This is a genomic window from Dryocola boscaweniae (assembly GCF_025215095.1).
Lineage (GTDB): Bacteria > Pseudomonadota > Gammaproteobacteria > Enterobacterales > Enterobacteriaceae > Dryocola > Dryocola boscaweniae.
On record NZ_JALHAP010000082.1, the window covers coordinates 359,972 to 385,445 of the forward strand.

The window sequence follows — 25,474 nt, forward strand, 5'->3', positions numbered from 1 at the left end:
TCTCTGCCAGAGGGGGAAATCAGTCGGTTAAACCTGCAAATAAACCATCTGCGTTTGCAGGTATTCGTTCAGTCCGTGACGCCCGTCCGCCCCGCCGATACCCGATTTACGCCAGCCCGCATGGAAACCCTGCATCGCTTCAAAGTTCTCACGGTTAATATAGGTTTCGCCAAATTTCAGGCCCTTAATCGCCTTCATGGCGGTGTTCAGATCGCGGGTATAAACGGATGAAGTCAGCCCGTAGTCGCTGTCGTTGGCCATCGCCACCGCCTGCTCCAGCGTATCGAAAGTGGTAACCGGCAGCACCGGGCCAAAGGTTTCGTCGTGCATGATCGCCATTTCCTGGCTCACATCCACCAACAGCGTTGGCGGATAGAAGTAGCCTTTTCCTTCTGGCGTTTTGCCGCCGGTCAGCACGCGAGCCCCTTCGCTCACCGCTTTCGCCACTTTCTGTTCTACCCGCTCAAGGGCTGCGGCATTGATTAATGGCCCCATCGCCACGTCGTTGCGTTCGCCGGTATCGCCAAAGCTCACCTGCTTAAAGGCTTCGCTCAGGCGGGTAATAAATTCGTCGTAAATGCCCTTTTGCACGTAAACGCGTTCCGCGCAGTTACAGACCTGCCCGGTGTTGATCATGCGTGAGTCAACGATCGCTTTTACCGCAATATCCAAATCGGCATCGTCCATGACAATCGCAGGCGCTTTGCCGCCCAGCTCCAGGCAAACCTTAGTGATATTTTTTGCCGCCGCAGCCATGATTTTCTCACCGGCGGCCACGCTGCCCGTCATGCTGACCATCGCCACTTTCGGGTTGCCCGCCAGTTCCTGACCCACCGTTTCGCCACGGCCAAGCACCAGGTTAAAGACGCCTTTCGGCAGGCCGATATCGTGAACAATCTCGGCAAACGCAATGGCGTTATTTGGCGTGAACTCGCTGGGTTTGATGACGATTGTATTGCCGGTCACCAGAGCCGGCGCCAGTTTGCGGGCGATGAGAAAGAACGGGAAGTTCCACGGCAAAATGCCTGTCGTAACACCCAGCGCGCGTTTGAAAACCAGAATGTTTTCGCCAGGACGATCGCTTTGCAGAATTTCACCTTCATAGCGGCGCGCCCATTCGGACATATAGTCGAGATAATCCGCCGTGAAAGCTACCTCCACCTCAGCAAGCTGTTGGGTTTTACCGCCTTCCGCCACAATCAGCGCGCTGATGCTGGCTGCGCGTTCACGAATACCTGCCGCAATTTTTCGCAGCCACCCCGCACGTTCAATAGCCGGTAGCGCTTCCCAGGCATCCTGCGCCAGGGCTGCGGCATCAATCGCCTCGCGAGCCTGCTGTGCGCTGCCGTCCGGAATACGAGAAATCACCTCTTCCGTGGCGGGGTTCACCACATCAATCCATTGATTGCCCTGCCAGTGAACAAACTGACCGTTGATATACATAGGATGCTGTACGGGTGCTGTCATGACCGACTCCTGTGGGTGCAGAGTGAATGCCTGTTGTTAAGTGAAGGTGAAATATTTGTAATCACTTTAGGCATCAAAAGTTGTCATTCGGGCAAAGCGGTCATGTTTTGTGATGGCACTCAATAAAATGGGGGCGAAACAGCTAATTTATTTACAGATGAACAACATGAGGTTGACCGTTTCAGAGGACATGCAGGTAAAACGGTCAAGACGGGCAGGATCAGAGCAGTTCGCGCGCGGTCGGATAATCCGTAATCAGGACGTCGATGTAGCCGCCGTTAAGCGCGCCACGAATGGCATTCACTTTGTCGCTGCCGCCGGCAAGCGCAACAACATGCGGACAGGCCCGGACCTGGCTCAGTTCCATGCCGATCACCGGATCTTCTTCTTTGCTCAGCACCGGTTCGCCCTGCGCGTTGAAATAATGCAGACAGATGTCCCCCACCGCGCCGCGCCCGGCAAGCGTTTGCAGCATTTTTTCTCCGTAATAGTTTCCGGAGTTTTTCAGCAGTTGCGAGGGTTCCAGCTCGCCGATGCCGACGATAGCAATATCCACTTCAGCAAATTTTTTCACCACTTCGGCGACGTCTTCGCTGGCGGCCAGCCTGGCGCGCTCTTCTACAGAATGTTCAATACTCTGGGCGGGCAATAGCCAGGCCGGGCAATCGAGCTGGGCCGCCAGGTTTTGGGTCAGAATCGTTGCCTGTACGTTTCCGTTTGGCCCTACGCCGCCCAGCAGTTGAATAACGCCCTGCGCTTTAATGCTCTGCGGATGCAGTTCATCCACCATTGCGCGAATCGTGCTGCTCCAGGAGGAAATACCAACCAGGTCGTCTGCCCGCAAGCGTGTTTCAACGTAGTGCGCTGCGGCACTGCCGATGGCATGTTTGATTTGCATCCCTGATGCGGGTTCGTCCACATCCACCACAACCGCCTGGCGAATGCCGTATTTCTTCTCAATCGCCTGTTCAAGCGAGAGAAAAATATTGGCGGGCTGGATAACGCTTATCTTCACCACGCCCTCTTTCTGGCAGCGGGTAATGGCGCGTGAGACAAAGGACTGCGACAAATTCAGCAGCCCTGCGATTTCTGATTGCTTCATGCCCTCGACGTAATAGAGCGTCGCGATTTTTACCAACAGCCGTTGCTCATCCTGCTTTGACATAGCGCCTCCTCGGTGACCCCTGTATTTTTATTCAACTTTGAATAAATAACAAGCGAGGGCTCTTTTTGACGCTTTAACGAGCAATTTGTGATCGCATTCGCCTTTTCATCATTTCCATAAATTCCGCATGGACAGATCCGGAAACGGAGCATATCGTTACATTGAATAATAAATCATGCTTGAATATATATTCAATGTGGAGATAAAAATGAACCGTACCCTACTGAAAACTTCGTTGTTGGCGGCCATGCTGGCCTCTTCTGCCTCGCTGTATGCGGCGGATAACGGACTGATAGCCATTATTACCCCTTCTCACGACAACCCGTTCTTTAAGGCGGAAGCCGACGGCGCCGCCGCGAAAGCGAAGGAGCTGGGCTACACCACGCTTGTCGCCTCACATGACGACGATGTGAACAAGCAAAATCAACTGATTGAAACCGCTATTGCCCGTAAAGCCAAAGCCATCATCCTTGATAACGCCGGCGCAGACGCCACCGTAGGCCCGCTGGAAAAAGCAAAAACCGCAGGCGTGCCTGCTTTTCTTATCGACAGAGAAATCAATAAAACCGGCATTGCCGTGGCGCAAATCGTTTCCAATAACTACCAGGGCGCGCAGCTTGGCGCGGAAAAATTCGCCAAATTGCTTGATGGCAAAGGCAAGTACGTGGAGCTGCTGGGCCGTCAGTCCGATACCAACGCCCACGTGCGCTCGCAGGGTTACCACGATGTCCTGGACGACTATCCGGAAATGAAAATGGTGGCCCAGCAAACAGCGAACTGGAGCCAGACCGAAGCGTTCAACCGTATGGAAGCCATCCTGCAAACCCAGCCGGATATCGTTGGCGTTATCTCCGGTAACGACACGATGGCGCTGGGCGCAGAAGCGGCGCTGAAAGCCGCCGGTAAAACCAACGTCATCGTTGTCGGATTTGACGGCAGTGATTACGTTCGTGACTCCATCACCGCGAAAAGCAACATCAAAGCTACCGTCCTGCAACCGGGCTGGGAACAGGCGCAGATGGCCGTCGTTCAGGCTGATTACTTCCTGAAAAACGGTAAAGCGAAAGAGCAGGAAAAACAGTTGATGGATTGCGTGCTGATTGACGAAAGCAATGCCGCGCAGCTCAAAGCCTTCAGCCTTAATAAGTGATCCCGGAGGCACTATGTCGTTAAAACAATGGGGTACTGGATTGTTATGTTGCAGCGCCCTGTTGCTGACTGCCTGCCGGGTGGTGGATCTGGACGAAAATGGCAAACCTGTCATTCCGCCCGATCCCAATGCGAAAGCCAGTTTCGCAAACCAAACCCCTGCGCAGATAGCGCAACAAACCTGGGCTACACGCGTGATGGAGCAGGCGCGCGACCATGCGCTGGACGCAAGCGCCCTGCATAACATGGCCGCAAGCGCCAAAGGTGAGAGCTTCTTTGTCAAAGCGCGCGGCACCGTAGAAAAAGTTGAGCTCGGCAACGAACGGGAACGTGTCGTGACATTCACCCTCAACGACCGGCCGGTTCAGCTTCAGGTTGGGCCGATGATCCGCGGCAATGCGATCCGCGATGCGGCTGGGTTCAAGTTTGAGGATTTCACCAATCAGGTGCAGTTCGCCCAGCTTTCAAAGGCCTATAACCGGGAAGCGGTCAAACATTTGCCCGCCGTCGATGAAAGCTGGCAGCAGCAGCCCGTTACGGTGCTGATGGCGGTGACCCTGCGTAACGGCGCGTTAAGCGACGCCGCCGCGCTCGATTTGCAACGGGAGACGCCGTAATGGAACAAGATCCGATAGTGCTGCGTACTCGCGGAATTTCGATGCTTTTTCCCGGCACGGTGGCGCTGGATAACGTGGATTACAACGTCTGGCGCGGCAAAGTGAACGTTATCATTGGTGAAAACGGCGCGGGAAAATCGACATTGATGAAAATCCTCGCCGGGGTTCAACAACCGAGCGTGGGCGAAATTATCCTCAACGGGAAACCGGTGAAGTTCTCCAGCACCCGGGAAGCTGCCGCACACGGCATCGGCATGGTTCACCAGGAGCTGAACCTGTTTGAAAACCTTTCGGTGGCGGAAAATATTTTCCTCGGGCGCGAACTCCAGCATGGGCTTTCACCTATTGATGAAGCAACCCAGCAGCAGCGCAGCGCGGTATTACTCAAACGGCTCGATCAGCCCATCTCGCCGAAAGAGCTGGTCGCAAATCTCAAAGTCGGCCAGCAGCAACTGGTGGAAATCGCCAGGGCGCTTGCGGAAGACGCGGAGATTTTGATTCTTGATGAGCCGACCTCTGCCCTGAGTAAAACCGAAGTGGACATCCTGTTCCGGGTGATCCGCGAGCTGACTCGCCAGGGCGTTTCCATCATCTATATCTCACACCGCCTCGAAGAGCTGATGGCCATTGGCGATGTCATCACTATTCTGCGCGATGGCAAATTCCAGGCTGAGGCTCAGGTCAGCGATATTGATGTCCCGTGGATTGTCCGTGAAATGCTGGGCAGCGAACCGGTTTCAAGCTTCCTTGAACCCGGCCGCCAGTTCGGCATGCCGCTGCTTGAGGCAGAACATATCACCTGCATGAACGCCGCCGGTAATGCGGTGGTGGACGACGTCAGTTTCCAGGTCAGGGCCGGAGAAATCGTCGGTATTTATGGATTGATGGGCGCCGGAAGAACCGAACTTTTCGAGTGTTTGCTGGGTACGCAGCGCAATTATCTTGGCAAGCTTTGGCTTGACAGCAAACCTGTCCCTCCTCGCCTGGCTACCGCAGAGCGCATTCGTATGGGCATGAGCCTGGTGCCGGAAGATCGCAAACGTACCGGTATCTTCCCGATATCGTCCGTGGCGGGCAACCTGACGATCGCCAGTTTATGGCGGCGCTTGCAGCGCGGGCTGACCATTTCCCGGACGGAGGAAAGTGCCGTAGTGGCAAGCACCATCGGCAATCTGTCGATAAAAGTGTCATCCCCGGAGGTGGAGATCCAGGCGCTAAGCGGCGGTAATCAACAAAAAGTGGTTATTGGACGTTCGCTGCTGACTAACCCAAAACTGCTTTTGCTTGATGAGCCGACCCGCGGTATCGACGTGGGGGCGAAAGCGGATGTATTCCGCATGATGGTGCAGTTGTCCGGGCAAGGCATTGCGGTGGTTTTTTCGACTTCCGATCTGAAAGAAATCATGGCGGTGTCCGACCGTATTCTGGTGATGTCCGGCGGCAAAATCACCGCCAATCTTCTCCGTGAACATGCCGAAGAATCGGCGTTAGTTTCCGCTAGTGCACAAGGGTTCTGATATGAAAACGAATGATGCAGTCGCGCTCACCGCCAGACCGCTGTCGCCGTTTAAATCGCGGGAGAATCTGCTACTCCTTCTGCTTAAGCTGCGTACTTTTATTGCCCTGTTTCTGATCGTCGGTTTTTTTGCCGTCATGGTGCCGGATTTTCTCGCCATGGGCAGCCTGGTTATCATGATTAAACACATCGCCATCAACGCTTTTCTGGCGCTGGGCATCACCTTTGTCATTATTACCGCCGGGATTGACCTCTCCATTGGGGCAACGCTTGGCCTGTGCGGCATGATAGCCGGCTGGCTGATTACCAAAGGCATTGTGCTGCCGATGTTTGGCATCGCCATTTTTCCCAGCGTCTGGGTCATTGTGCCGCTGGTTCTGCTGATTGGCGGCCTGATTGGCGCGACCAACGGCTGGATAATCACGCGCTATAACGTCGCGCCGTTTATCTGCACGCTTGGCACGATGTACGTCCTGCGCGGGGCGGCCATGCTGACTTCCGGCGGTGAAACTTTCCCAGGGCTTTCCGGCAATCCGCAACTGGGCAATACCGGATTTGACCTGATAGGTTCCGGGACTTTGCTCGGCCTTCCGTGGGCCATCTGGATGATGATTGTGCTGGCGCTTGCCATTGCTTATGTCGCCCGCCGCCTTCCTTTTGGCCGCCATGTTTATGCCATCGGCGATAACGAACGCGCCGCCGAGCTTTCCGGCGTGAAAGTCCGCCAGGTAAAAATCTGGGTTTACACGCTATCGGGCTTCTGCGCGGCAATTGCCGGAATTGTCGTCTCCGCACAGCTTGTTGCCAGCCACCCTGCAAACGGTACGGCTTTTGAGATGAACGCTATAGCCGCGGTGGTGCTGGGCGGCACCTCCCTTGCCGGTGGACGCGGCACTATTCTCGGCACGCTGGTCGGCGCCTTTGTGATCGGTTTTCTGGCCGACGGGCTGGTCATGATGGGCGTCAGTGAATTCTGGCAAATGGTGATTAAAGGCATCGTAATCATCGTCGCGGTGATTATTGACCAGATGCAAAACCGCATGCAGCAAAAGGCAGCGGTGGTGGCGCAAAAAAGCCTTATGGAAAGCGGCGGGAAAATTTGATGCTCGCCCTTTCATACCCGTATGCGCTTTTTTTTGGCCTTATGGAATAAATATTCATCACTGATTTTTAATGCAAGAGGTAAGGTTATGAATCCGTTTTCACTGTCCGTTACGGATCTCGAAAAGCGCGCGCGCGCCATCCGTCGCCGCATCATTCTGCTCAACGCCAATAGCCCGGCTGGCGGGCATACCGGGGCCGACCTGTCGCAGGTTGAAATTCTGACGGCGCTTTATTTTCGGGTGCTGAACTGCTCGCCTGAGCTGATTAACGATAACGAACGGGATATCTATATCCAGTCAAAAGGCCACGCGGTGGGCGGCTATTACTGTGTCCTGGCGGAGGCCGGGTTTATTCCCGAGTCATGGCTGCCCACCTATCAACACGCCGACTCCCACCTGCCCGGCCACCCGGTGAAACACAAAACCCCAGGGGTGGAGCTGAACACCGGCGCGCTCGGGCATGGTCTGCCTGTCGCCGTGGGTATCGCCCTTGCGGCAAAACGCAGCAACAGCAAACGCCGGGTTTTTGTGGTGACGGGCGACGGAGAGCTGGCAGAAGGCAGCAACTGGGAGGCAGCGCTCGTTGCCGCCCACTACCAGCTCGACAACCTGATTATCATTAACGACAAAAATAATCTGCAGTTAGCCGGGGCAACCAAAGAGATCCTCAATACCGATCCGCTGGATGAAAAATGGCGTGCGTTTGGGATGGAGGTTGCCCAGTGCAACGGTAACAGCATGCAGGAAGTTGTCGCCACTCTGGAAGGATTACAGCCCAACGGCAAGCCACAGGTGATTATCGCGAACACCACCAAAGGCGCAGGCATTTCCTTTATACAAGGGCGGGCAGAATGGCATCACCGGGTGCCAAAAGGCGATGAAGTGGAACTGGCACTGGAGGAACTGAAAGATGAGTAATAGCGAACATCTGGCCACCGTCATGGTGAATGCCTTTATTGACGCCGTCGAACGCGGCGTGGATCTGGTGCCGGTAGTGGCGGATTCCACCTCCACGGCGAAAATTTCACCTTTTATCAAACAGTTCCCCGGCAGGCTGGTGAACGTGGGCATTGCTGAGCAAACGCTGGTCGGCACGGCGGTAGGCCTTTCAATGGGAGGAAAAATAGCCGTGACCTGTAACGCGGCGCCGTTTTTAATCTCGCGGGCCAACGAGCAGATCAAAGTGGACGTTTGCTACAACAACAGCAACGTCAAACTGTTCGGCCTGAATTCCGGCGCAAGCTACGGCCCGCTCGCCAGCACGCACCACAGCATTGACGATATCGCCGTGCTGCGCGGCTTTGGCAACATTGAAATTTACGCCCCGTGCTGCCCGATAGAATGCCGTCAGATTATCGACTATGCGCTCGAACATGTCGGGCCGGTTTATATCCGCCTTGACGGCAAAGCGCTTCCGGAACTTCACGATGCCGGCTATCGCTTCACCCCCGGCGCGATTGACGTGCTGCGCGAAGGGGAAGATATCGCGCTGGTCGCCATGGGCTCAACCGTTCACGAAATTGTCAGCGCCGCCGCCGAGCTTGCCGACCGGGGCATTAATGCTGCCGTTATCAGCGTCTCTTCTGTTCGCCCGTGCGATACGGCACGGCTGCTGGCCGTGCTGAAACAATCCCGCGCGGTGCTGACGGTTGAAGAGCACAACGTTAACGGCGGCGTAGGCAGCCTGGTTGCTGAAGTGCTGGCCGAAGCGGGTTGTGCAATCCCCCTGATCAGGTCGGGAATTGCCGACGGAAGCTATGCAATTGCCGCAGACCGCAAGGATATGCGGGCGCATCACGGTATTGATGCGGCAGGTGTGGTACGAAACGCGGCTGCGCTTTGTAAAGGAGCATAACCATGTCCAGCCCGATTATCCTGGCTATTGATGAGGGAACAACCAACGCCAAAGTCGTGGCGGTGGAACGTGACGGGCAAATAGCCGCCCGTTGCGGAGTCAGTGTGGCGATGCACCATCCGGCTCCCGGGCTTGCCGAACAGGATCCGCTCGCCCTCTGGCAAGCCGTCTGCGAGGCGATAACCGGTTGCCTGCGGCAGCTTGAAGCGGTTGAGATTGCGGGCATTGCCATCAGCAATCAACGTGAATCCGTTCTTATCTGGCAGCGAAGCGACGGTAAACCGCTAACGCCGGTGGTGAGCTGGCAGGACAGAAGATCCGAAGCGCGTTGCCAGCAGTTGCTGGCGCAGGGATACGGCGAACTTATCACTCGTCTTACCGGTTTGCCTGTCGATCCCCTCTTCCCGGCGGCGAAGATCCGCGCCCTGCTCGATACGATCCCAAACGGGATACAGCGCGCTGAGCAAGGCGAACTGTGCATCGGTACAATCGATAGCTGGCTTAACTGGCAGCTTACCGACGGGCAGGCGTTTACCACGGATTTTTCCAATGCTTCCCGCACGCAGCTATTCAATATTTATCGCGGCGAGTGGGATGAGGAGCTGCTGGCCCTGTTCGGTATTCCCCGTGCGGCGCTGGCGCAGGTCCGCTCATCGGCCTGCAAACATGGCGAAACGCGCATATCTTCCATTGCCGGATTACCGCCCGGAACGCCGATTCTGGCGCTGATTGGCGATTCACATGCCGCGCTCTACGCGCAGCGTTTCGCCTGTGGAAACGTAGTGAAAGCCACCTACGGCACCGGTTCTTCATTAATGCTGTCAGTACCTGAGCCTGTCGCCGCCGGTCAGCTAAGCACCACGCTTGCCTGGCATGACGGCGAACTGAATTACGCCCTGGAAGGCAATATTACCCACACCGGTTCGGGCGCCGCCTGGCTTGGCAAAATGCTGGGCGCAAGCTCGCCGACCGAGCTCACCGAACTTGCGCAGTCGGTGGAGGGAAACCAGGGCGTTTATTACGTCCCTGCGCTTTCTGGCCTGGGCGCTCCGTGGTGGGATTTGCAGGCGCGCGGCATGCTTTGCGGTTTAACCGATGCGGCAACGCCCGCCGTGCTGGCGCGAGCCGCACTGGAGTCGGTGGCTTACCAGATTGCGGACGTATTCTTCGCCATGGAACAGGCCAGCGGTACGCGCCTCGACTCCCTTTGTGTAGATGGCACCGCCACCAAAAATCGCTGGCTGATGCAGTTTCAGGCCGATTTGCTACAGCGTCCTTTGATTATCCAGCCTGCCGCAGAAGTATCCGCATTAGGAGCCGCCTTGCTGGCGGGAAAAGTTCTCGGCTGGTGGCAGGACGGACAGGTGCCCGTATCGCTTGCGACCTGCGGCGAGCGTTTGCTCCCGCGCAGCGACCAGCAACAAAAAATGCATGACAACTATAAACAGTGGCTCGAAGCCGTGGCTCGCTGCCGCTTTCAGCCCAAATAACCTTTTACTGGAGTGAAGCCATGTCTCGTATCCCACAACAATTAACCTTCGGCGTCATTATTGGAAACCGTGGTTTTTTCCCGAGCTATTTAGTCGCCGAAGCGCGTGAACAAGCGCAGGTTCTGTTTGCAAATCTCGGGATCAACACCGTTATGTTAGAAGACGGTCAAACTCATCTTGGCGGCGTGGAAACCCGTCAGGATGCAAAAATTTGCGCCGAGCTCTTTCGCAGGCATCGCGATGACATTCACGGCGTCGTGGTTTTACTGCCAAACTTCGGCGATGAAAAAGCGGTTGCCGAGGCGATTCGTTTGTCCGGCCTGAACGTGCCGGTGCTGGTTCAGGCGCAGGAAGATAATCTGGATAAGATGGGGCTGGCAACCCGCCGCGACAGCTTTTGCGGCAAAATTTCGCTGTGCAACAACCTGCGCCAGTACGGCATCCCGTTTACGCTAACCAGCCAGCACGTCTGCGCGTTAGATGGCGACGTTTTCGCAGCCGATTTGCAACGCTTCACCCAGATTTGTCGGGTGGTGAAATCCATGCAGGGCGTGCGCATCGGCGCCATCGGCGCGCGGCCCGCCAGCTTTAACACCGTGCGCTACAGCGAAAAGCTGCTTGAAAAAATGGGCGTGGCGGTAGAAACCCTCGATCTTTCTGAAATATTTACCCGCATTAAACACATCAGCGACGGCGATCTGCGCGTCAATGAAAAGCGCGGGCTGCTGCTGGAAAATGCCGATGCCAGCGCTATTCCGGCCGATAAACTCACCACTATGGCGAAACTGTTTGTGGTGATAAGCGAATGGATAGTCGCAAACGACATTGATACCACGGCTATCCAGTGCTGGACCTCGCTTCAGGAAAACCTCGGCATTAACGTGTGTTCAATCATGAGCGTGATGTCCGGGCAGTTAATGCCAAGCGCCTGTGAAGTGGACGTGATGGGAGCGCTTTCGATGTACGCGCTTGCCAGTTGCTCGCTGAGCCCGGCCTCCATCGCCGACTGGAATAATAACTTTGGCGACGATCGCAATAAATGCGTGCTGTTCCACTGCGGCAACTTTGCCAGCAGCAGCCTGGAGTCACCGTCCATGGGCACCGCCGATATTATTGGCACGACGGTAGGCAAGGAAAACACCTGCGGCGCCGTGCACGGCCGAATGAAAAGCGGGCCGCTTACCTACTTCCGCCTTTCATCAGACGATTTTACCGGAGAAGTGAAAGCTTACGTGGGAGAAGGCCAGTCGGTGGACGACCCGCTTGATACCGTGGGCTGCCGCGCCGTTATTGAAGTCCCGCATCTGGAAAATTTGCTTGCATGGATTTGCAACAACGGCTTTGAACATCATGTTGCCATGAACCATTCGGCTACCGGAGCCGTGCTGCAGGAAGCCTTCAGTAAATACCTCGGCGTGAATTGTTATCTGCACCGCTAAGACCTGAAAACCGCGGTAATAACATTTGCCGCGGTTTTTTATCCGCTTCTATTACTCAGTGATTGCCGCAAAAGTTTGCCAGAGCGCGGGCAAGGCCTGCGGGATTTTCCCACGACATGGAGTGGCCAGCATTTGGGATAATAATCGTGTTTATTCCTGTTGCCTGTACGGCGGTGAAATCCGCATCCGGTAAGGTTTTCTCGCCAAAAATGAGCGATTTCGGCAGTTGGATAGCGGTGAATGTCTCAAACCAGGATGGCTCCACGCCTTTTACCAGGCTGCTCGCGCCGCGCCACAGCGCGTAAGGCGCGTTACTGAGTAAACTTCCGCTCCAGGGCGACTGTTCAGCGGCGATCAGGGCGTCATAACCCAGGTTCACAAAGGCGCTTTCGTCTTGCCCGGCAATGCCGCGGCTAAACATGCCGCCTCCGGCCTGAAAGTTAGGCTCCGAGACAATCAGACCGGCGATTTTTGCAGTCATCAACGCCGCGACTTCGATGGCAATACTGCCGCCCATGCTGTGACCGTAAAGATAAAAACGGTGCAAACCCAGGTGTTCAACCAGTTCGGCAATGACCAGCGCCTGATCGGTCGTGCTGTACGTGTAATCTTCTGGTTTTTCGCTGAATCCGCAGCCGGGTAAGTCGATCAGCACGCTGCGCCGGTTGCCAAACGCCGGGTCGGCAAAGACGCGAGGATATTCATAAGAAGAGGCGCAGCCCAAACCATGAATAAACAATAAAGGCACGCCGCCGCCGGGCAAATCATGGTAGCGAACCCGGCACCGGGCATGACGGGAAATAAAACTCTGCATGACGATTCCTTTCAGAGGATGATGGCTGTAATTATATACAGCCTCTTTCAGAATTGCCTACCAGGCCATCCACTCGCCGCCCCGATCGCTGCTGGCGCGCAGCGTTTCAATAAAGCGCATGCCGGATAATCCTTCAACGATGCCAGGTAATAGCGGCGCGTTGCCGCCGCGGATTTTAACCGCAGCCTCACGGTAAATTTGCGCGAAACCTTCCAGATAACCTTCCGGGTGTCCGGCTGGCGTGCGGCACTGATGGCGAATGGAATCATGGTTATTGACCCCGTTTCGCGTGACAACGTAACTATTGCCGTGCAAGGGGTGAATCTCAAGCATTTCAGGCTGTTGCTGTCGGAAACAGATGCTTCCCCGGCTGCCCACAATGCGCAATCGCAGATCGTTTTCATAGCCGGGCGCCACCTGGCTTGCCCAAAGCCGCCCCCGGGCTCCGTTGGCATAGCGCATTTCGGCGTAAACTTCGTCGTCCAGCTCGCGGCCTTCAATGCGCGTGAGCAATTCGCCGCGAATCGACTCTGGTTCCATGCCCGTGACGAAGGCTGCCAGTTGCCAGGCGTGGGTGCCGATATCGCCGATCGCGCCAGCCCCGGCGAACTGCGCTTTACCGCGCCAGCTCGCCTGTTTGTTATCCGTCAGCTCCAGCCGGTCGTTCAGCCAGCCCTGCAAATACTCCACTTCCACATTGCGGATATCGCCAATTTCGCTGTTCGCAATGCGCGCTCGCGCCTCGCGTACCATCGGCAACGCGCTGTAGTTATGCGTCAAAATAAAATGGCGGCCGGATGCGTTCAGCAAAGCCGCCAGCTCTTTCCCCTCGGCAAGCGAAATGCCCAGCGGTTTGTCGCAGATTACGTGGATCTTTTTTTCCAGAAAGGCTTTGGCGATGGGCACGTGTAAAAAGTTCGGCGTGACTATCGCCACCGCTTCAATGCCGTCTGGCCGCGCGGCTTCCTGCTCCGCCATCTCTTGCCAGCTTGCATAACTGCGTTCTGGGGCGACAAACAGCGAATCGCCGCTGCGCTTTGCGACTTCAGGCGAGGACGAAAAAGCCCCGGCGACAAGTTCAAATTGATCGTCAAGACGAGCGGCAATGCGGTGCACGCCGCCGATAAATGAGCCTTCGCCACCGCCCACCATGCCTAACCGAATGCGTTTCATCATTCCCCCTCCAGCCCAAGCATTTTACGTACCGCCGACCCTTCGCTCTCGTGCTGGGCGAAATCATCGAAAGCATAATCGGCCACGGGGATGATATGTTCGGCGATAAATTTCGCCCCTTCGCGCGCGCCCGCTTCCCCCGATTTCAGACAGCACTCCCACTCAAGCGTAGCCCACCCGGCGTAGTCGTACTGCGCAAGCCTGCTGAAAATGCCTTTGAAATCGACCTGCCCGTCGCCCAGCGAACGGAAACGCCCCGGCCGTTCGAGCCACGGCTGGAAACCGGCATAAACGCCGCTTTTCGCCGAGCGTTGAAACTCAGCGTCTTTAACGTGGAAGGCTTTAATTCGCGAATGATAGAGATCGATAAAACCGAGGTAATCCATGTGCTGCAGCAGCATATGGCTCGGGTCGTAAAGAATGTTGCAGCGTGGATGGTTATCAACGAGGGCAAGAAAACGTTCAAAGGTGACGCCATCATGCAAATCTTCGCCGGGATGCAGCTCGAAACAAACGTCTACGCCTGCATTATCAAAGCTGTCCAGCACCGGCCGCCAGCGTTTTGCCAGCTCCTTAAAGGCTTCGTCGATAAGCGCCGCATTACGCGGCGGCCACGGATAAAAGTACGGCCAGGCCAGCGCGCCGGAAAAGGTTGCGTGGGCGTTAAGCCCCAGATTTTGCGATGCACGCGCCGCCTGTTTCAGGCTATCAACGCCCCATTGCTGGCGGGCGCGCGCATCGTGCGCAAGTTCAGGCGGTGCGAATCCGGCAAAAGCCGCGTCATAGGCGGGATGTACGGCAATTAGCTGCCCCTGCAAATGGGTAGAAAGCTCGCTGACTTGCAGGCCAAAATTTGCAAGTTTCCCGCTGATTTCAGCGCAGTAATCCTGGCTTTCCGCCGCTTTGCGCAGGTCGAAAATGTGCGGTAAGTGAGTCGGGATTTGCACCGCTTTATAGCCCAGACCGGCCGCCCATGCCGCCAGCGTATCCAGCGAGTTAAACGGCGGCTGCTCACCGATAAACTGGGAAAGAAAAAGGGATGGCCCTTTCAGGGTTTTCATTACAACACCTCCTTAATGTTAACCATCCGCTGCTCGCGAACCGCGATATCGGCCGCCAGCACGACGGCCAGGCTTTCAATCGCCTGCTGCTGATGCAGCGTCAGGTCGCTGTTTTCCAGAATAGAACGCGCAAAAAACTGCTGTTCGAGACGACACAGGGCGAAGTGGTCGGGTTCATCTGCAGCGATTATCCATTCGTCCTGATGCGCAAACTCGCCCTGCTCGTTGAGCTGTGCATGATGTAAGCGCAGAGATTCGGTTCGCGTGTGCGCTTCAACGCTCGCGGATTGCCCTTCGCCGCCCGCTTCGCGCGCCACAATGGAGGCCGACCCTTTTGGTCCGATAACGTCTTTGATAAAGAACGCCGTCTGGCTCATCATCGGGCCCCAGCCTGCTTCGTACCAGCCAACAGAGCCGTCGTCGAAACGGACCTGAAGCTGGCCGTAGTTGTACTGCTGCGGAGCAATTTCATCGCTTAACCGCACGCCAATCGCACTCACGGAAAGCGGGCTTGCCCGGGTCATCTGGCACATCACGTCCAGGTAATGCACGCCGCAGTCCACAATTGGCGAAAGCGACTGCATCAGCATTTTGTGGGTGTGCCAGTGACTGGCGGAGCTTTGCTGATTGAGGTTCATACGCATCGCCAGCGGTTTACCGAGGTTTTGCGCCAGATGAATAAACTGCTGCCAGACCGGGTGATGCCGCAGGATATAGCCCACCACAAGCTGTTTGCCCGCAAGCTGCGCCGTGGCCGCCACGCGCTTCGCGCCGGAAACGGTGGTGGCGAGAGGTTTTTCCAGAAACACATGGCAGCCTGCGGCAAGCGCGGTCAGGGCTAAAACTTCGTGGGTGTCGGGCCAGGTGGCGATACAAACCGCATCCGGACGGGTTTGCTTAATGGCATCCTGCATTTCGTTAAACAGCGGAATGTTCTCGCCAAGCTGCGCTTTCAGGCGGTCTTTAGACGCCCCGCGGGCAACCAGCCCGCAGAGCGAAAATTCTGGCAGCGCTTCATAAGCCTGAGCGTGAGCTGCGCCCATATTGCCACAGCCCACAACCAGCACCCGCAGTGCCCTATCGGCCATCCTGCGCCCCTTCTTTGTAGTTGAAGGTGAAGAAGAAGATGGCGGCAATAATCACGGCGGCAATAGCCGGCAGCCACCAGAACTGCTGCCACTGCACCAGCGCCTCGGCGCCCTGGGCGGTGACCGAACGGTTGAATACCGCGCCGCTGATTTGCGACCCGATAAGCATCCCCAGCCCGTAGGTGAACAGCACCAGCAGACTCTGCGCCTGGCCTTTCACTTTGTTGCCCGCCACCTTATCGGTGTAGATAAAGCCGATAACGAAGAAGAAGTCGTAGCACACCCCGTGCAGAATAATGCCGATGTAAATCATCCAGCGGGTTTCTTCCGCGATGCTCAGCGCGAACATGGCGTAACGGGCGAACCATGCCAGCATGCCAATCAGCAGCATCATTTTGATGCCCAGGCGGCGGAAGAAGAACGGGATCAGCAGCATAAACAGCAGTTCGGACATCTGCCCGAAGGCCATTACGCCGCTGACGTTTTCAAAGCCCAGCGCGGAGATAAACGGCGCAGCGTAAGCATAATAGGCGGCAAGAGGGATCGAAATCAGCGTGGCGCAGATGATGAATACCATAAAGTGACGCTGTTTGAGCAAGGCAAAGGCATCGGCGCACAGCAGATCGCGCATGGAAAGCGGCTTACCGCGATCCGGCGCTGGCGTGTTAGGCAACGTGAAGCTGTAAATGCCAAGCACGACCGACGCAATCGCCGCCATGGTGAAGATACCGGTGCTGTCAGAAAGCCCGCTCATCCCGACGATTAAGCCCGCAACAATCCAGCCGATGGTGCCGAAAGCGCGAACAATCGGGAAGCCTTTCTCGCTGTTCGCAAGGCTATGGAACGCCACGTTGTTGCTAAGCGCAATGGTTGGCATGTAGCAAAGCATGTAGGCAAACACCACCCACAGCAGGCCGGTTTGTCCGCTTTCGAACAGAGTCGGCAGCCACCACAACAGCGCCGCCCCGACCAGATGCAACACGCCAAGCACTTTTTGCGAGGCAAAGAAACGGTCTACCAGCATGCCCAGCACAAACGGCGAGAGGATTGAAGCGATAGGTCCGGTGGAGTACGCGTCGCCGATTACCGCGCTCAGGCCATACTTGCCCATGACGACGCCCAACGTAACGTACCAGGCCCCCCAGACGAAAAACTCAAGAAACATCATTAACGACAGGCGGGGAATAACCCATTTATGGGTGATTACCTGGGCCCCAACGGCTGAGTGAGAAGACATAAATCCTCCGCGACAGAGTATTGATTTAAGGGTAAGGGTTTATTTTTGTAATCGATTACATTAACACTTCATTAAAAATGTAATCGATTTCAGAGGGGTTTCCATCATGCTGATGAATTATTTGATACCATTGATTCAAATCTGGAATGTGCTTCACAAATAATCAACCTGGACAAAGGATCAGCATGTCGATAGATAAAGTGGCTCGTCTTGCGGGAGTTTCCACCGCTACCGTTTCCAGGGTACTGAATGGCAATCCGGGGGTTAAAGCCGACACCCGGGATAAGGTGCTGGCGGCCATTGAGTCATGCGATTATCAACCGAATCTTCTCGCCCGCCAGTTGCGCACAGCGCGCAGCCGCATGCTGCTGGTGTTGGTTTCCAACATTACAAACCCCTTTTGCGCGCGAGTGGTCCGCGGCATTGAAGAGGAAGCGGAAAAACACGGCTACCACATTCTGCTGTGTAATTCTGAATCGCGTCTGACGCGTGAATCCGCCTATCTGCAACTGCTGAGCGGTAAAGTCGTGGATGGCGTGATCACCATGGACGCCATCAGTTGTTTACCGGGCTTAACAACGCTGATTGGTGATTCGCCGTGGGTGCAGTGCGGCGAAGGCGACCCGGGCTATAACGCCTCCTCCGTGACAATCGATAATTTTAAGGCGGCCGCGGCTGCGGTCGATCATCTCGCCTGCGCCGGCTATAAACGGATCGCGTTAATTAATGGCGATTTGCGTTACCTTTATTCGCAGCAGCGGGAAGCGGGCTATCGGGCCGGACGAGATTCAGCCTGGCAAGCCGTGGTTTATGCAGACAGCCTGGAATACCAGGCGGGCGTGCAGGCGATGGCGGAACTCTTTACCCTTCCGGAACCGCCGGATGCCGTTTTTGCTATTTCCGATGCGCTGGCCGGCGGCGCGCTGCATTACGCCCATGAAAACGGCCTGCGGGTACCGGAAGATGTGGCGATCATGGGTTTTGACGGCGTGCCGTTCGGCGCGGTAACCACCCCGCCGCTCACTACGGTCGAACAACCCATGCATCAGCTTGGCGTGCGCAGCGTGCAGCTTTTGCTGGAGAGAATTGATAATCCGCAGGTGGAGACGGTGAATGAGATCCTTGACTGGAAACTGGTGGTAAGGGGATCGGTTTAATTTCAGGAGCCACGGCGGGTGGCGCAAGCTTACCCGCCCTACTTTTTTGCTTTTTCTCCCCTCTCCCTCAGGGAGAGGGTGGTTTTCCCTACCAGACTTTCTGCGCAATCGCCGTAACCAGGCGAACTTTGTCCCACTGCTGCGCAGGCGTCAGGCTATTGCCTTCTTCCGTAGAAGCAAAGCCGCACTGCGGGCTGAGGCAAATCTGGCTGATATCGACAAATTTCGTCGCTTCATTAATACGCGCCTGAATTTGCTCCGGGTTTTCCAGCTCGCCATTTTTAGTGGTGATAAGCCCCAGCACGACCTGCTGTTTGCCTGGTCGCACAAAGCGCAGCGGCGCAAAATCGCCCGAGCGGTCGTTGTCATATTCAAGGAAGAAGGCATCTACGTTTACGCTGCCAAACAGCACTTCCGCCACCGGCTCGTAGCCGCCTTCAGAAATCCACGTTGAACGGAAGTTGCCGCGGCAAACATGCAGACCAATAGTCAAATCTTCCGGCTTGCCTTCCAGCGCTTTATTCAGCACGCGGGCATAAATTTTCGCCAGTTCATCAGGATCGTCGCCGCGCTCGCGGATTTCTTTGCGCTGCGCGTCTGAACACAGGTACGCCCAGACGGTGTCATCAAGCTGCAAATAGCGGCAGCCTGCTGCGTAGAATGCCTGAATGGCATCGCGCCAGGTTGTTGCCAGATCGTCGAAATAGTCGCTCAAATCCGGGTAGACGGTGCTGTCGATGGCCTTACGGCCGCCGCGAAAATGCAGCACGCTCGGGCTTGGGATAGTCATTTTCGGCACCGCATTTCCGCTGATGCTTTTCAGGTAGCGGAAATCTTCAAGCATCGGATGCTCGCCAAAACCAAGCTTGCCGATAACGCGTATGCTGTGCGCCTTTGTCTGAATACCGTTGAACTGGATGCCCTGCTCTGATTCGTAACGCTCAACGCCCTGCAGGCCGTCGAAGAAATCAAAGTGCCACCAGGCGCGGCGGAATTCACCGTCGGTCACGACATGCAGGCCGCACGCGCATTGCTGTTCGACCGAAGCGCGGATAGCTTCATCTTCAACTTTACGCAGTTGATCCGCCGTGATGTCGCCTGCGGCGAACTGCTGGCGGGCTTCTTTGATGGCATCCGGGCGTAAAAAACTGCCAACGATGTCTGCGCGGAACGGGGCCTGATTGCGCTGTTGCAAGGTGTGCGGCATGTGAATTCTCCTGATGACCCGGCTAAATGATTTAGCAGAGTGATAGTTCATTATTTGAATTTTTAGCCATCTGGATGGCTATTTGTTGAGATGAGAATGACATGCCGCCGTCGGTCAGGCAAACGAGGAAAATTCATAAGCCTTGAAAATAATTCATGTTGTTAAATTCATGTAAACTTACATATTGATCTACATCACACTCTGCCGTTAAATACGGTGTCCTGTTTTTGAGCTTCCTCACTATGATTGTTCGTCCGCATAAACACTGGCTTATTCGTTTGTTCGTCTGGCACGGTTCCGTTCTGGAAAAAATCTATTCGCGTCTGCTGCTGAACCTCGTGTTATCGGTCAGCGTGATTTTCTTCCTGCCGTGGTATGAAGCCCTTGGCGTCAAGCTGACTATGGCGCCGTTCAGCATTCTGGGCGTGGCAATCGCTATCTTCCTCGGCTTCAGAAACAGCGCCTGCTACGCGCGTTTTAACGAAGCGCGGCTGCTGTGGGGACAACTTGCGATAACTTCACGTTCGCTGCTGCGCGAGGTAAAAAGCCTGCCTGCGGCGCAAAGCGAGGAGATTAACTATTTCGTTAATCTGCAGGTTGCGTTCTGCAACTGTCTGCGCCTGACGCTGCGCAAGCAGCCGGTGGAGAACGCCCTGCGTCCGTGGCTGCGCGAAGATGAACTTGCCTGGGTTGCGGCAAGCCACGCGCCGTGTAATCGCATTCTGCTGCTGATGGGCAACTGGCTGTCAAAACAGCGCGTGAACGGTACAATTTCCGATGTGCTGTGGCGCAGCCTTGATAATCATCTCAACGAGCATTCCGCCGTGGCGGGCGGCTGCGAACGTATTACCACCACCCCGCTCCCTTTCGCGTACACATTGATTCTGCACCGTACGGTATACCTGTTCTGCATCATGCTGCCCTTCGCGCTGGTGCAGGATTTACACTATATGACGCCTTTCCTGTCGGTATTTATTTCTTATACCTTTATCGCGCTCGACAGCCTGGCTGAAGAGCTGGAAGACCCGTTCGGCATGGAAGACAACGACCTGGCGCTGAATGCCATTTGCAATACCATCGAGCGCGACCTGCGGGATATGAACGGCGAAGACAACGTGCCAGAGAAGATGAAGCCTAACCGGCATTACCAGTTGAGTTAAGCTGCGGCGGGCTCTAAGCAAAATATTAACAATCCGTTTTCATATTTCCTTGAATTATGCGTTCGGGCAGCTTTAAACTAGTTAGATATCTAACTACTGGCCGCCCCGCTGTGGATTACGAAAAACTCACCTTTTCTCACCTGCTCCATCTCACCGCCCATAACTGGCGTCTGGCTGTTAATCGCCGTCTCAAAGACCTCGGCATGAGTCAGGCCAGTTGGGTGGCGGTTTCGGCTATCGCCAGCAATGAAACGCCGCTTACGCAGAAAGAGCTGGCTCATCAGCTCGGTATTGAGGGCGCAACGCTTGTACCGCTCATTAATCGTCTGGTCGAACAAAACCTGGTGCAGCGGGTTCTCATTCCTGAAGACAAGCGCGTGCGCTTACTGGTGGCAACCGAACAGGGGCAAGCTCTTTACCAGAAAGTAAAAGTGGTCGCCGACGAACTGCGCCAGGAAGTGCTGGCTTCAATCAGCGAGGAAGAGCAAGCCCTGACGCGCAACGTGCTCACCCGCCTGCTCAAAGCCACCGAGGCCAAATAATGCGCCTCCCGAAACGAGATCCTTATGTTCCAAGGGAGTGGCAGCCGCATGAGAAACCGGCGCTGCTCGGCTCCCCTTCCACTCCGATTCACCCGACGCACCGACGCATCGCCTACGGCCTGGTTGGCCTGCTGGTATGCCTGACCGGGGCGCTCGGCAACGCGCTGGTTACCGCCAATCTCAATAACTTACAGGGCACCTTTGCGGCATGGTCTAACGAAATCGCCTGGCTGCCCGCTGTGTATGTGATGACCAACGCCTCCATCAACCTGCTGCTGGTAAAATTCCGCCAGCAATACGGGCTGCGGGCGTTTACCGAAGGGTTTCTGGTGCTGTATGTGCTGGTGACTTTCTTCCACCTTTTCGTTAACGATCTTAACTCAGCCATTATGGTGCGGGCCGCGCACGGCATGGTCAGCGCCGCGCTCAGTTCACTCGGCATTTATTACCAGATTCAGGCGTGGCCCGCTAAGCATCGCCTCAAAGCGTTAACCATCGGTATTACCGGTTCAGCGCTCGCCATTCCTGTGGCGCGGTTGTTTTCCTCAGAACTTTTGCAGCTTAACGAATGGCGCGGCCTTTATTACTTCGAACTTGGCCTCGCACTTGTTTCGCTCGCCTGCGTGCTGGCGCTAAAACTGCCGCCAAGCGACCGTAAAAAAGTCTTTGAGAAAAAGGATTTTCTGACGTTCATCCTGTTTGCCCCGGGCATGGCGCTGCTGTGCGGCGTGCTTTCCCTTGGGCGTATCGACTGGTGGTTCGAAGCGCCGTGGATTGGCTGGTCGCTGGCAGCAAGCCTGGTGCTTATCGTTGCCGCCATCACCTTTGAACACAATCGCAGTAATCCGCTGTTGAATACGCGCTGGCTTTCAAGCGGCAGTATCGTGCGGCTTGGGCTTATCATGGTGCTGATTCGTATCGTGCTTGCGGAACAAAACACCGGCGTGATTGGCTATCTGCAGCTTATCGGCCTGCAAAACGAACAGATGACCAATCTTGCCTGGTCGATTCTGGCGGGGATTGCCTGTGGAATTATCGCAAGCTGCCTGACGATTGATATGAAGAAGCTGGCGCGGCCGATTGTGATTTCACTGGTGCTGATGATTGTTGCCTCGCTGATGGACAGCCAGTCCAATAACCTCACCCGCCCGGCACAGCTAATGCTGAGCCAGTTCCTGCTCGGCTTTAGCAGCGCATTCTTCCTCGCCCCGGCGATGCTCACAGCGATTGGCGGCGTCATTGCCGAACCGCGCAATCTGGTGAGTTTTTCAGTTCTGTTTGGCATGAGCCAGAATCTTGGCGGGCTGCTGGGTTCCGCTATCCTCGGCACCTTTCAGACCTGGCGTGAGAAATACCACTCCAGCCTGCTGGCCGACCAGCTAACCCTGCTCAATCCGCTGGTCAACGAGCGGGTCAACCAGTACACCCAGCTCTATAGCAACGTGCTAAATGACAGCACGCTGCTCAATACGCAAGCGTTGTTGCAGTTGCAAAGCGTTGCCACCAATGAAGCGAACGTGCTTGCTTACAACGATACTTATTTACTGACCGCCGCCATTGCCACCTGCACCCTGCTGTGGATATTTGTGCGTCTGCTGCGCCTGAAACTGGCGGCCAGAAAACAATTAAAAAACACCATGGAGCTGCAATGAGCGAACAAGGAACGACTCCGGCACAAACCCCGGAGCAAAAAAACCTGCGCGTAGTATCAATTTTTAGCGCCGCCGCGATAGGCATCGTTGGCGTGCTGGTCATCCTTTACGCCTGGCAACTGCCTCCCTTCACGCGCCACGTTGAATCAACGGACAACGCCTATGTGCGCGGCATGACCACATTTATCAGCCCGCAGGTTAACGGGTATATCACCGCGGTAAACGTGCAGGATTTCCAGTACGTAAAAGCAGGCGACGTGCTGATGACCATCGACGACCGCATCTACAAACAGCGGGTCCATCAGGCCCAGGCGCAGGTGGCGATGAAGCAGGCTGCGCTTGCCAATAATCAGCAACAACGTCGCAGCGCGGACGCGGTTATTAAGAAAAATGAAGCGGCTTTGAAAAATGCCCAGGCGCAGGGGAAAAAATCCCAGCTTGATTTGCGTCGCGTCGAAGATTTGACGTCCGACGGTTCCCTCTCCGTTCGTGAACGCGATGCAGCCAGAGCCAGCGCGGCACAGGGCAACGCGGATATCGAACAGGCCGCCGCCCAGCTTGAAATGTCCCGCCAGGATCTGCAAACCGTTATCGTTAACCGGGGTTCGCTGGAAGCAGACGTAGAAAACGCAAAAGCAGCGCTTGAACTTGCGCAAATCGATCTGCAAAACACGCGAATTATTGCCCCTCGCGACGGCCAGCTCGGACAAATTGCCGTGCGCCTCGGCGCTTATGTGAGCGCAGGAACCAGACTGACCACGTTAGTTCCGCCGGATAACTGGGTTATCGCCAACGTGAAAGAAACGCAGTTGGCGGATATGAAAGTTGGCCAGACGGTGACCTTCACCGTGGACGCGCTGGCGAACGAGAAATTTAACGGGCGCGTGGAGAGCATCTCTCCGGCAACCGGCGTTGAATTCAGCGCTATATCGCCGGACAACGCCAGCGGCAACTTTGTGAAGATCGCTCAGCGTATTCCGGTGCGCATCGAGGTGCTCGGCGAGGCGGATAAACGCAAGCGCCTGCGTCCGGGCATGTCGGTTCAGGTCCATATCGACACGCGGGAGAAAGACCAATGAGCCCGCTGAAACTTTCCTGCATTGCCGCAGCGCTACTGCTGGCAGGCTGCCATTCCGCTCAGGTTCAGCAGGCTAAACCGACGCTTGAGATCCCCGCGCAATGGCGTGACCAGGTGGGCCCGGCCTCTTCTGCAGAAGGGTTCTGGTGGCGTAACTTTCACGATTCGGCGCTCAACGGCTACGTGGATGAAGCCCTGCGTTATAACAGCGATGTGCTGACCGCCCGCGAACGCGTTAATGAATATCAGGCCCGCGTGCAGGGCGCAGAAGGCGCGCAATGGCCCACGCTTGATGCCGGACTGAATGCGGGCCGCAGCCGCTCGCAGTCCGCCGCAACGGGCTTGCCGACGCATAGCGATCTGTACAGAGGTAGCCTGAACGCAAGTTATAACGTCGATTTATGGGGACAGTACAGCAGCGCCACGGAAGCCGCGCAGGCCAGTCTGGAAGCCCAGAAAGCAGCAGCAGCCGCCGCAAATCTTACCGTTGCTTCATCCGTAGCCGCAGGATACGTCACCCTGCTTTCGCTGGATGAACAATTGAAAGTAACCCAGGCCACGCTCACCGCTCGCGAAAATGCGTACAACCTCGCTAAACGCCAGTATGAAGCCGGCTACAGTTCCCGTCTGGAGCTGATGCAGTCGGATTCGGAATACCGCGCGACGCGCGCGCAAATTCCGCAGCTACAACATCAGATTACCCAGCAGGAAAATGCGCTTAGCGTACTGGTAGGTCAAAATCCTGGCGCGGTGGCGCGCGGCGGCGAATTTGACCAGCTTACGCCGCTGACTCTTCCCACAGAATTGCCGTCGACGCTGTTAAATCGCCGTCCGGATATCGTCCAGGCCCAAAGAGCGCTGTTGGCGACCGATGCCACTCTGGCGTCGTCCCGCGCGCAGCTTCTGCCTTCGATTAATCTTGTGGCGAGCGGGAGCCTGCAGGACAGCACGCTTTCGCAGCTTATCGACAATCCGCTGCGGCTCTGGAGCATCGGCGGCAGTATTCTCGCGCCGTTGTTAAACCGTGAAGCGCTAAACGCGCAGGTTGATGTCGCTATGTCACAGCGAAACCAGGCGCTTTACGCCTATGAAAAAACGGTGCGCAACGCCTTTAAAGAGGTGAACGACAGTATCGACGCCATTGAACGCTTGCAGGAACAGCTCGCGGAACTACAGGAACAGGAACACGTGGCCGAAGAGACGCTGCGAATCGCCCGAAACCGCTATCGCAACGGCTACTCTTCTTATCTGGATGAGCTGGATGCCCAGCGTACGCTGTTTTCCACGCAGCTCAGCGTAGTGCAGGTGAAAAACAACCTGCTGCTGGCGCAAATCGATCTTTATCGCTCCCTTGGCGGCGGCTGGCGCGGGTTATAGCGGCAATATGTGCAGATTATGTCGGGTGGCGCTACGCTTACCCGACCTACAAATCGCATAAATCGTAGAGTGGGTAAGCGCGGCGCTTACCCGACCTACGGAGCGATTATGCAGGGTGGAAAAACAT

The 25,474-nt window shown here is 55.9% G+C and carries 22 protein-coding genes; 14 read left to right on the forward strand and 8 right to left on the reverse strand.

Features of this window, described 5'->3' with window-relative positions:
• Positions 1–27: 27 nt before the first annotated feature.
• The gene (gene aldA, locus MUA00_RS19095) at positions 28–1,467 is read right to left on the reverse strand and encodes an aldehyde dehydrogenase (protein WP_271124570.1); all 1,440 of its coding nucleotides are present in this window, start codon (positions 1,465–1,467) and stop codon (positions 28–30) included.
• Positions 1,468–1,687: 220 nt separating this feature from the next.
• Positions 1,688–2,632, reverse strand: a complete 945-nt coding sequence (locus MUA00_RS19100) for a sugar-binding transcriptional regulator (protein ID WP_271124571.1) — start codon at positions 2,630–2,632, stop codon at positions 1,688–1,690.
• Positions 2,633–2,840: 208 nt separating this feature from the next.
• Between MUA00_RS19100 and MUA00_RS19105 the strand changes: the two genes are divergently transcribed.
• From MUA00_RS19105 to MUA00_RS19140, 8 genes are all read left to right on the forward strand, one after another.
• A complete protein-coding gene (locus tag MUA00_RS19105) occupies positions 2,841–3,782 on the forward strand; it encodes a D-ribose ABC transporter substrate-binding protein (protein ID WP_271124572.1) in 942 nt (313 codons plus the stop codon).
• A 13-nt stretch (positions 3,783–3,795) separates the two neighbouring features.
• On the forward strand, positions 3,796–4,398 hold the full coding sequence (locus MUA00_RS19110) for a DUF2291 family protein (RefSeq protein ID WP_271124573.1): 603 nt from the start codon (positions 3,796–3,798) through the stop codon (positions 4,396–4,398).
• Complete coding sequence (locus MUA00_RS19115; protein WP_271124574.1) at positions 4,398–5,915, forward strand: sugar ABC transporter ATP-binding protein; 1,518 nt, start codon at positions 4,398–4,400, stop codon at positions 5,913–5,915. The genes MUA00_RS19110 and MUA00_RS19115 overlap by 1 nt, the downstream gene beginning before the upstream one ends.
• 1 nt (position 5,916) lies before the next feature.
• Positions 5,917–7,017: an ABC transporter permease gene (locus MUA00_RS19120; protein ID WP_271124575.1), complete on the forward strand. Its 1,101-nt coding sequence runs from the start codon at positions 5,917–5,919 to the stop codon at positions 7,015–7,017.
• Positions 7,018–7,104: 87 nt separating this feature from the next.
• On the forward strand, positions 7,105–7,935 hold the full coding sequence (locus tag MUA00_RS19125; RefSeq protein ID WP_271124576.1) for a transketolase: 831 nt from the start codon (positions 7,105–7,107) through the stop codon (positions 7,933–7,935).
• Positions 7,928–8,872 carry a transketolase family protein gene (locus tag MUA00_RS19130; protein WP_271124577.1) on the forward strand — a complete coding sequence of 315 codons (945 nt, stop codon included), beginning with the start codon at positions 7,928–7,930 and terminating at the stop codon, positions 8,870–8,872. Before MUA00_RS19125 ends, MUA00_RS19130 begins: the two co-directional genes overlap by 8 nt.
• 2 nt (positions 8,873–8,874) lie before the next feature.
• Positions 8,875–10,362, forward strand: coding sequence for an FGGY family carbohydrate kinase (locus tag MUA00_RS19135; RefSeq protein ID WP_271124578.1), 1,488 nt, complete (start codon positions 8,875–8,877; stop codon positions 10,360–10,362).
• A 20-nt stretch (positions 10,363–10,382) separates the two neighbouring features.
• The gene (locus tag MUA00_RS19140) at positions 10,383–11,801 is read left to right on the forward strand and encodes an L-fucose/L-arabinose isomerase family protein (RefSeq protein ID WP_271124579.1); all 1,419 of its coding nucleotides are present in this window, start codon (positions 10,383–10,385) and stop codon (positions 11,799–11,801) included.
• 55 nt (positions 11,802–11,856) lie between these two features.
• Here MUA00_RS19140 and MUA00_RS19145 read toward each other — a convergent pair whose 3' ends face one another.
• The 5 genes from MUA00_RS19145 to MUA00_RS19165 are packed head-to-tail and all read right to left on the reverse strand — an operon-like array spanning position 11,857 to position 17,174.
• On the reverse strand, positions 11,857–12,615 hold the full coding sequence (locus MUA00_RS19145) for an alpha/beta fold hydrolase (protein ID WP_271124580.1): 759 nt from the start codon (positions 12,613–12,615) through the stop codon (positions 11,857–11,859).
• 57 nt (positions 12,616–12,672) lie between these two features.
• The gene (locus MUA00_RS19150; protein WP_271124581.1) at positions 12,673–13,791 is read right to left on the reverse strand and encodes a Gfo/Idh/MocA family protein; all 1,119 of its coding nucleotides are present in this window, start codon (positions 13,789–13,791) and stop codon (positions 12,673–12,675) included.
• Positions 13,788–14,849: a sugar phosphate isomerase/epimerase family protein gene (locus MUA00_RS19155; RefSeq protein ID WP_271124582.1), complete on the reverse strand. Its 1,062-nt coding sequence runs from the start codon at positions 14,847–14,849 to the stop codon at positions 13,788–13,790. The genes MUA00_RS19150 and MUA00_RS19155 overlap by 4 nt, the downstream gene beginning before the upstream one ends.
• Positions 14,849–15,937: a Gfo/Idh/MocA family protein gene (locus MUA00_RS19160; RefSeq protein ID WP_271124583.1), complete on the reverse strand. Its 1,089-nt coding sequence runs from the start codon at positions 15,935–15,937 to the stop codon at positions 14,849–14,851. Before MUA00_RS19160 ends, MUA00_RS19155 begins: the two co-directional genes overlap by 1 nt.
• Positions 15,927–17,174 (reverse strand): MFS transporter, encoded by a 1,248-nt coding sequence (locus tag MUA00_RS19165; RefSeq protein ID WP_271124584.1) that lies wholly within the window; start codon positions 17,172–17,174, stop codon positions 15,927–15,929. Before MUA00_RS19165 ends, MUA00_RS19160 begins: the two co-directional genes overlap by 11 nt.
• A gap of 185 nt (positions 17,175–17,359) precedes the next feature.
• On the opposite strand from MUA00_RS19165, the gene MUA00_RS19170 reads away from it, so the two are divergent.
• Positions 17,360–18,331: a LacI family DNA-binding transcriptional regulator gene (locus MUA00_RS19170; RefSeq protein ID WP_271124585.1), complete on the forward strand. Its 972-nt coding sequence runs from the start codon at positions 17,360–17,362 to the stop codon at positions 18,329–18,331.
• Between the two features lie 88 nt (positions 18,332–18,419).
• Here MUA00_RS19170 and MUA00_RS19175 read toward each other — a convergent pair whose 3' ends face one another.
• Positions 18,420–19,538: a cobalamin-independent methionine synthase II family protein gene (locus MUA00_RS19175; RefSeq protein WP_271124586.1), complete on the reverse strand. Its 1,119-nt coding sequence runs from the start codon at positions 19,536–19,538 to the stop codon at positions 18,420–18,422.
• A 242-nt stretch (positions 19,539–19,780) separates the two neighbouring features.
• Here MUA00_RS19175 and MUA00_RS19180 point away from each other — a divergent pair, with 242 nt between their 5' ends.
• From MUA00_RS19180 to MUA00_RS19200, 5 genes are all read left to right on the forward strand, one after another.
• Entirely contained in the window at positions 19,781–20,698 is a 918-nt protein-coding gene (locus MUA00_RS19180; RefSeq protein WP_271125015.1) for a bestrophin family protein, read from the forward strand.
• Between the two features lie 110 nt (positions 20,699–20,808).
• Entirely contained in the window at positions 20,809–21,240 is a 432-nt protein-coding gene (locus MUA00_RS19185) for a MarR family winged helix-turn-helix transcriptional regulator (protein WP_271124587.1), read from the forward strand.
• Positions 21,240–22,892 carry an MFS transporter gene (locus tag MUA00_RS19190; RefSeq protein ID WP_271124588.1) on the forward strand — a complete coding sequence of 551 codons (1,653 nt, stop codon included), beginning with the start codon at positions 21,240–21,242 and terminating at the stop codon, positions 22,890–22,892. Before MUA00_RS19185 ends, MUA00_RS19190 begins: the two co-directional genes overlap by 1 nt.
• Positions 22,889–23,971, forward strand: coding sequence for an HlyD family secretion protein (locus MUA00_RS19195; RefSeq protein ID WP_271124589.1), 1,083 nt, complete (start codon positions 22,889–22,891; stop codon positions 23,969–23,971). Before MUA00_RS19190 ends, MUA00_RS19195 begins: the two co-directional genes overlap by 4 nt.
• Positions 23,968–25,347, forward strand: a complete 1,380-nt coding sequence (locus tag MUA00_RS19200) for an efflux transporter outer membrane subunit (protein ID WP_271124590.1) — start codon at positions 23,968–23,970, stop codon at positions 25,345–25,347. Before MUA00_RS19195 ends, MUA00_RS19200 begins: the two co-directional genes overlap by 4 nt.
• Positions 25,348–25,474: the final 127 nt, after the last annotated feature.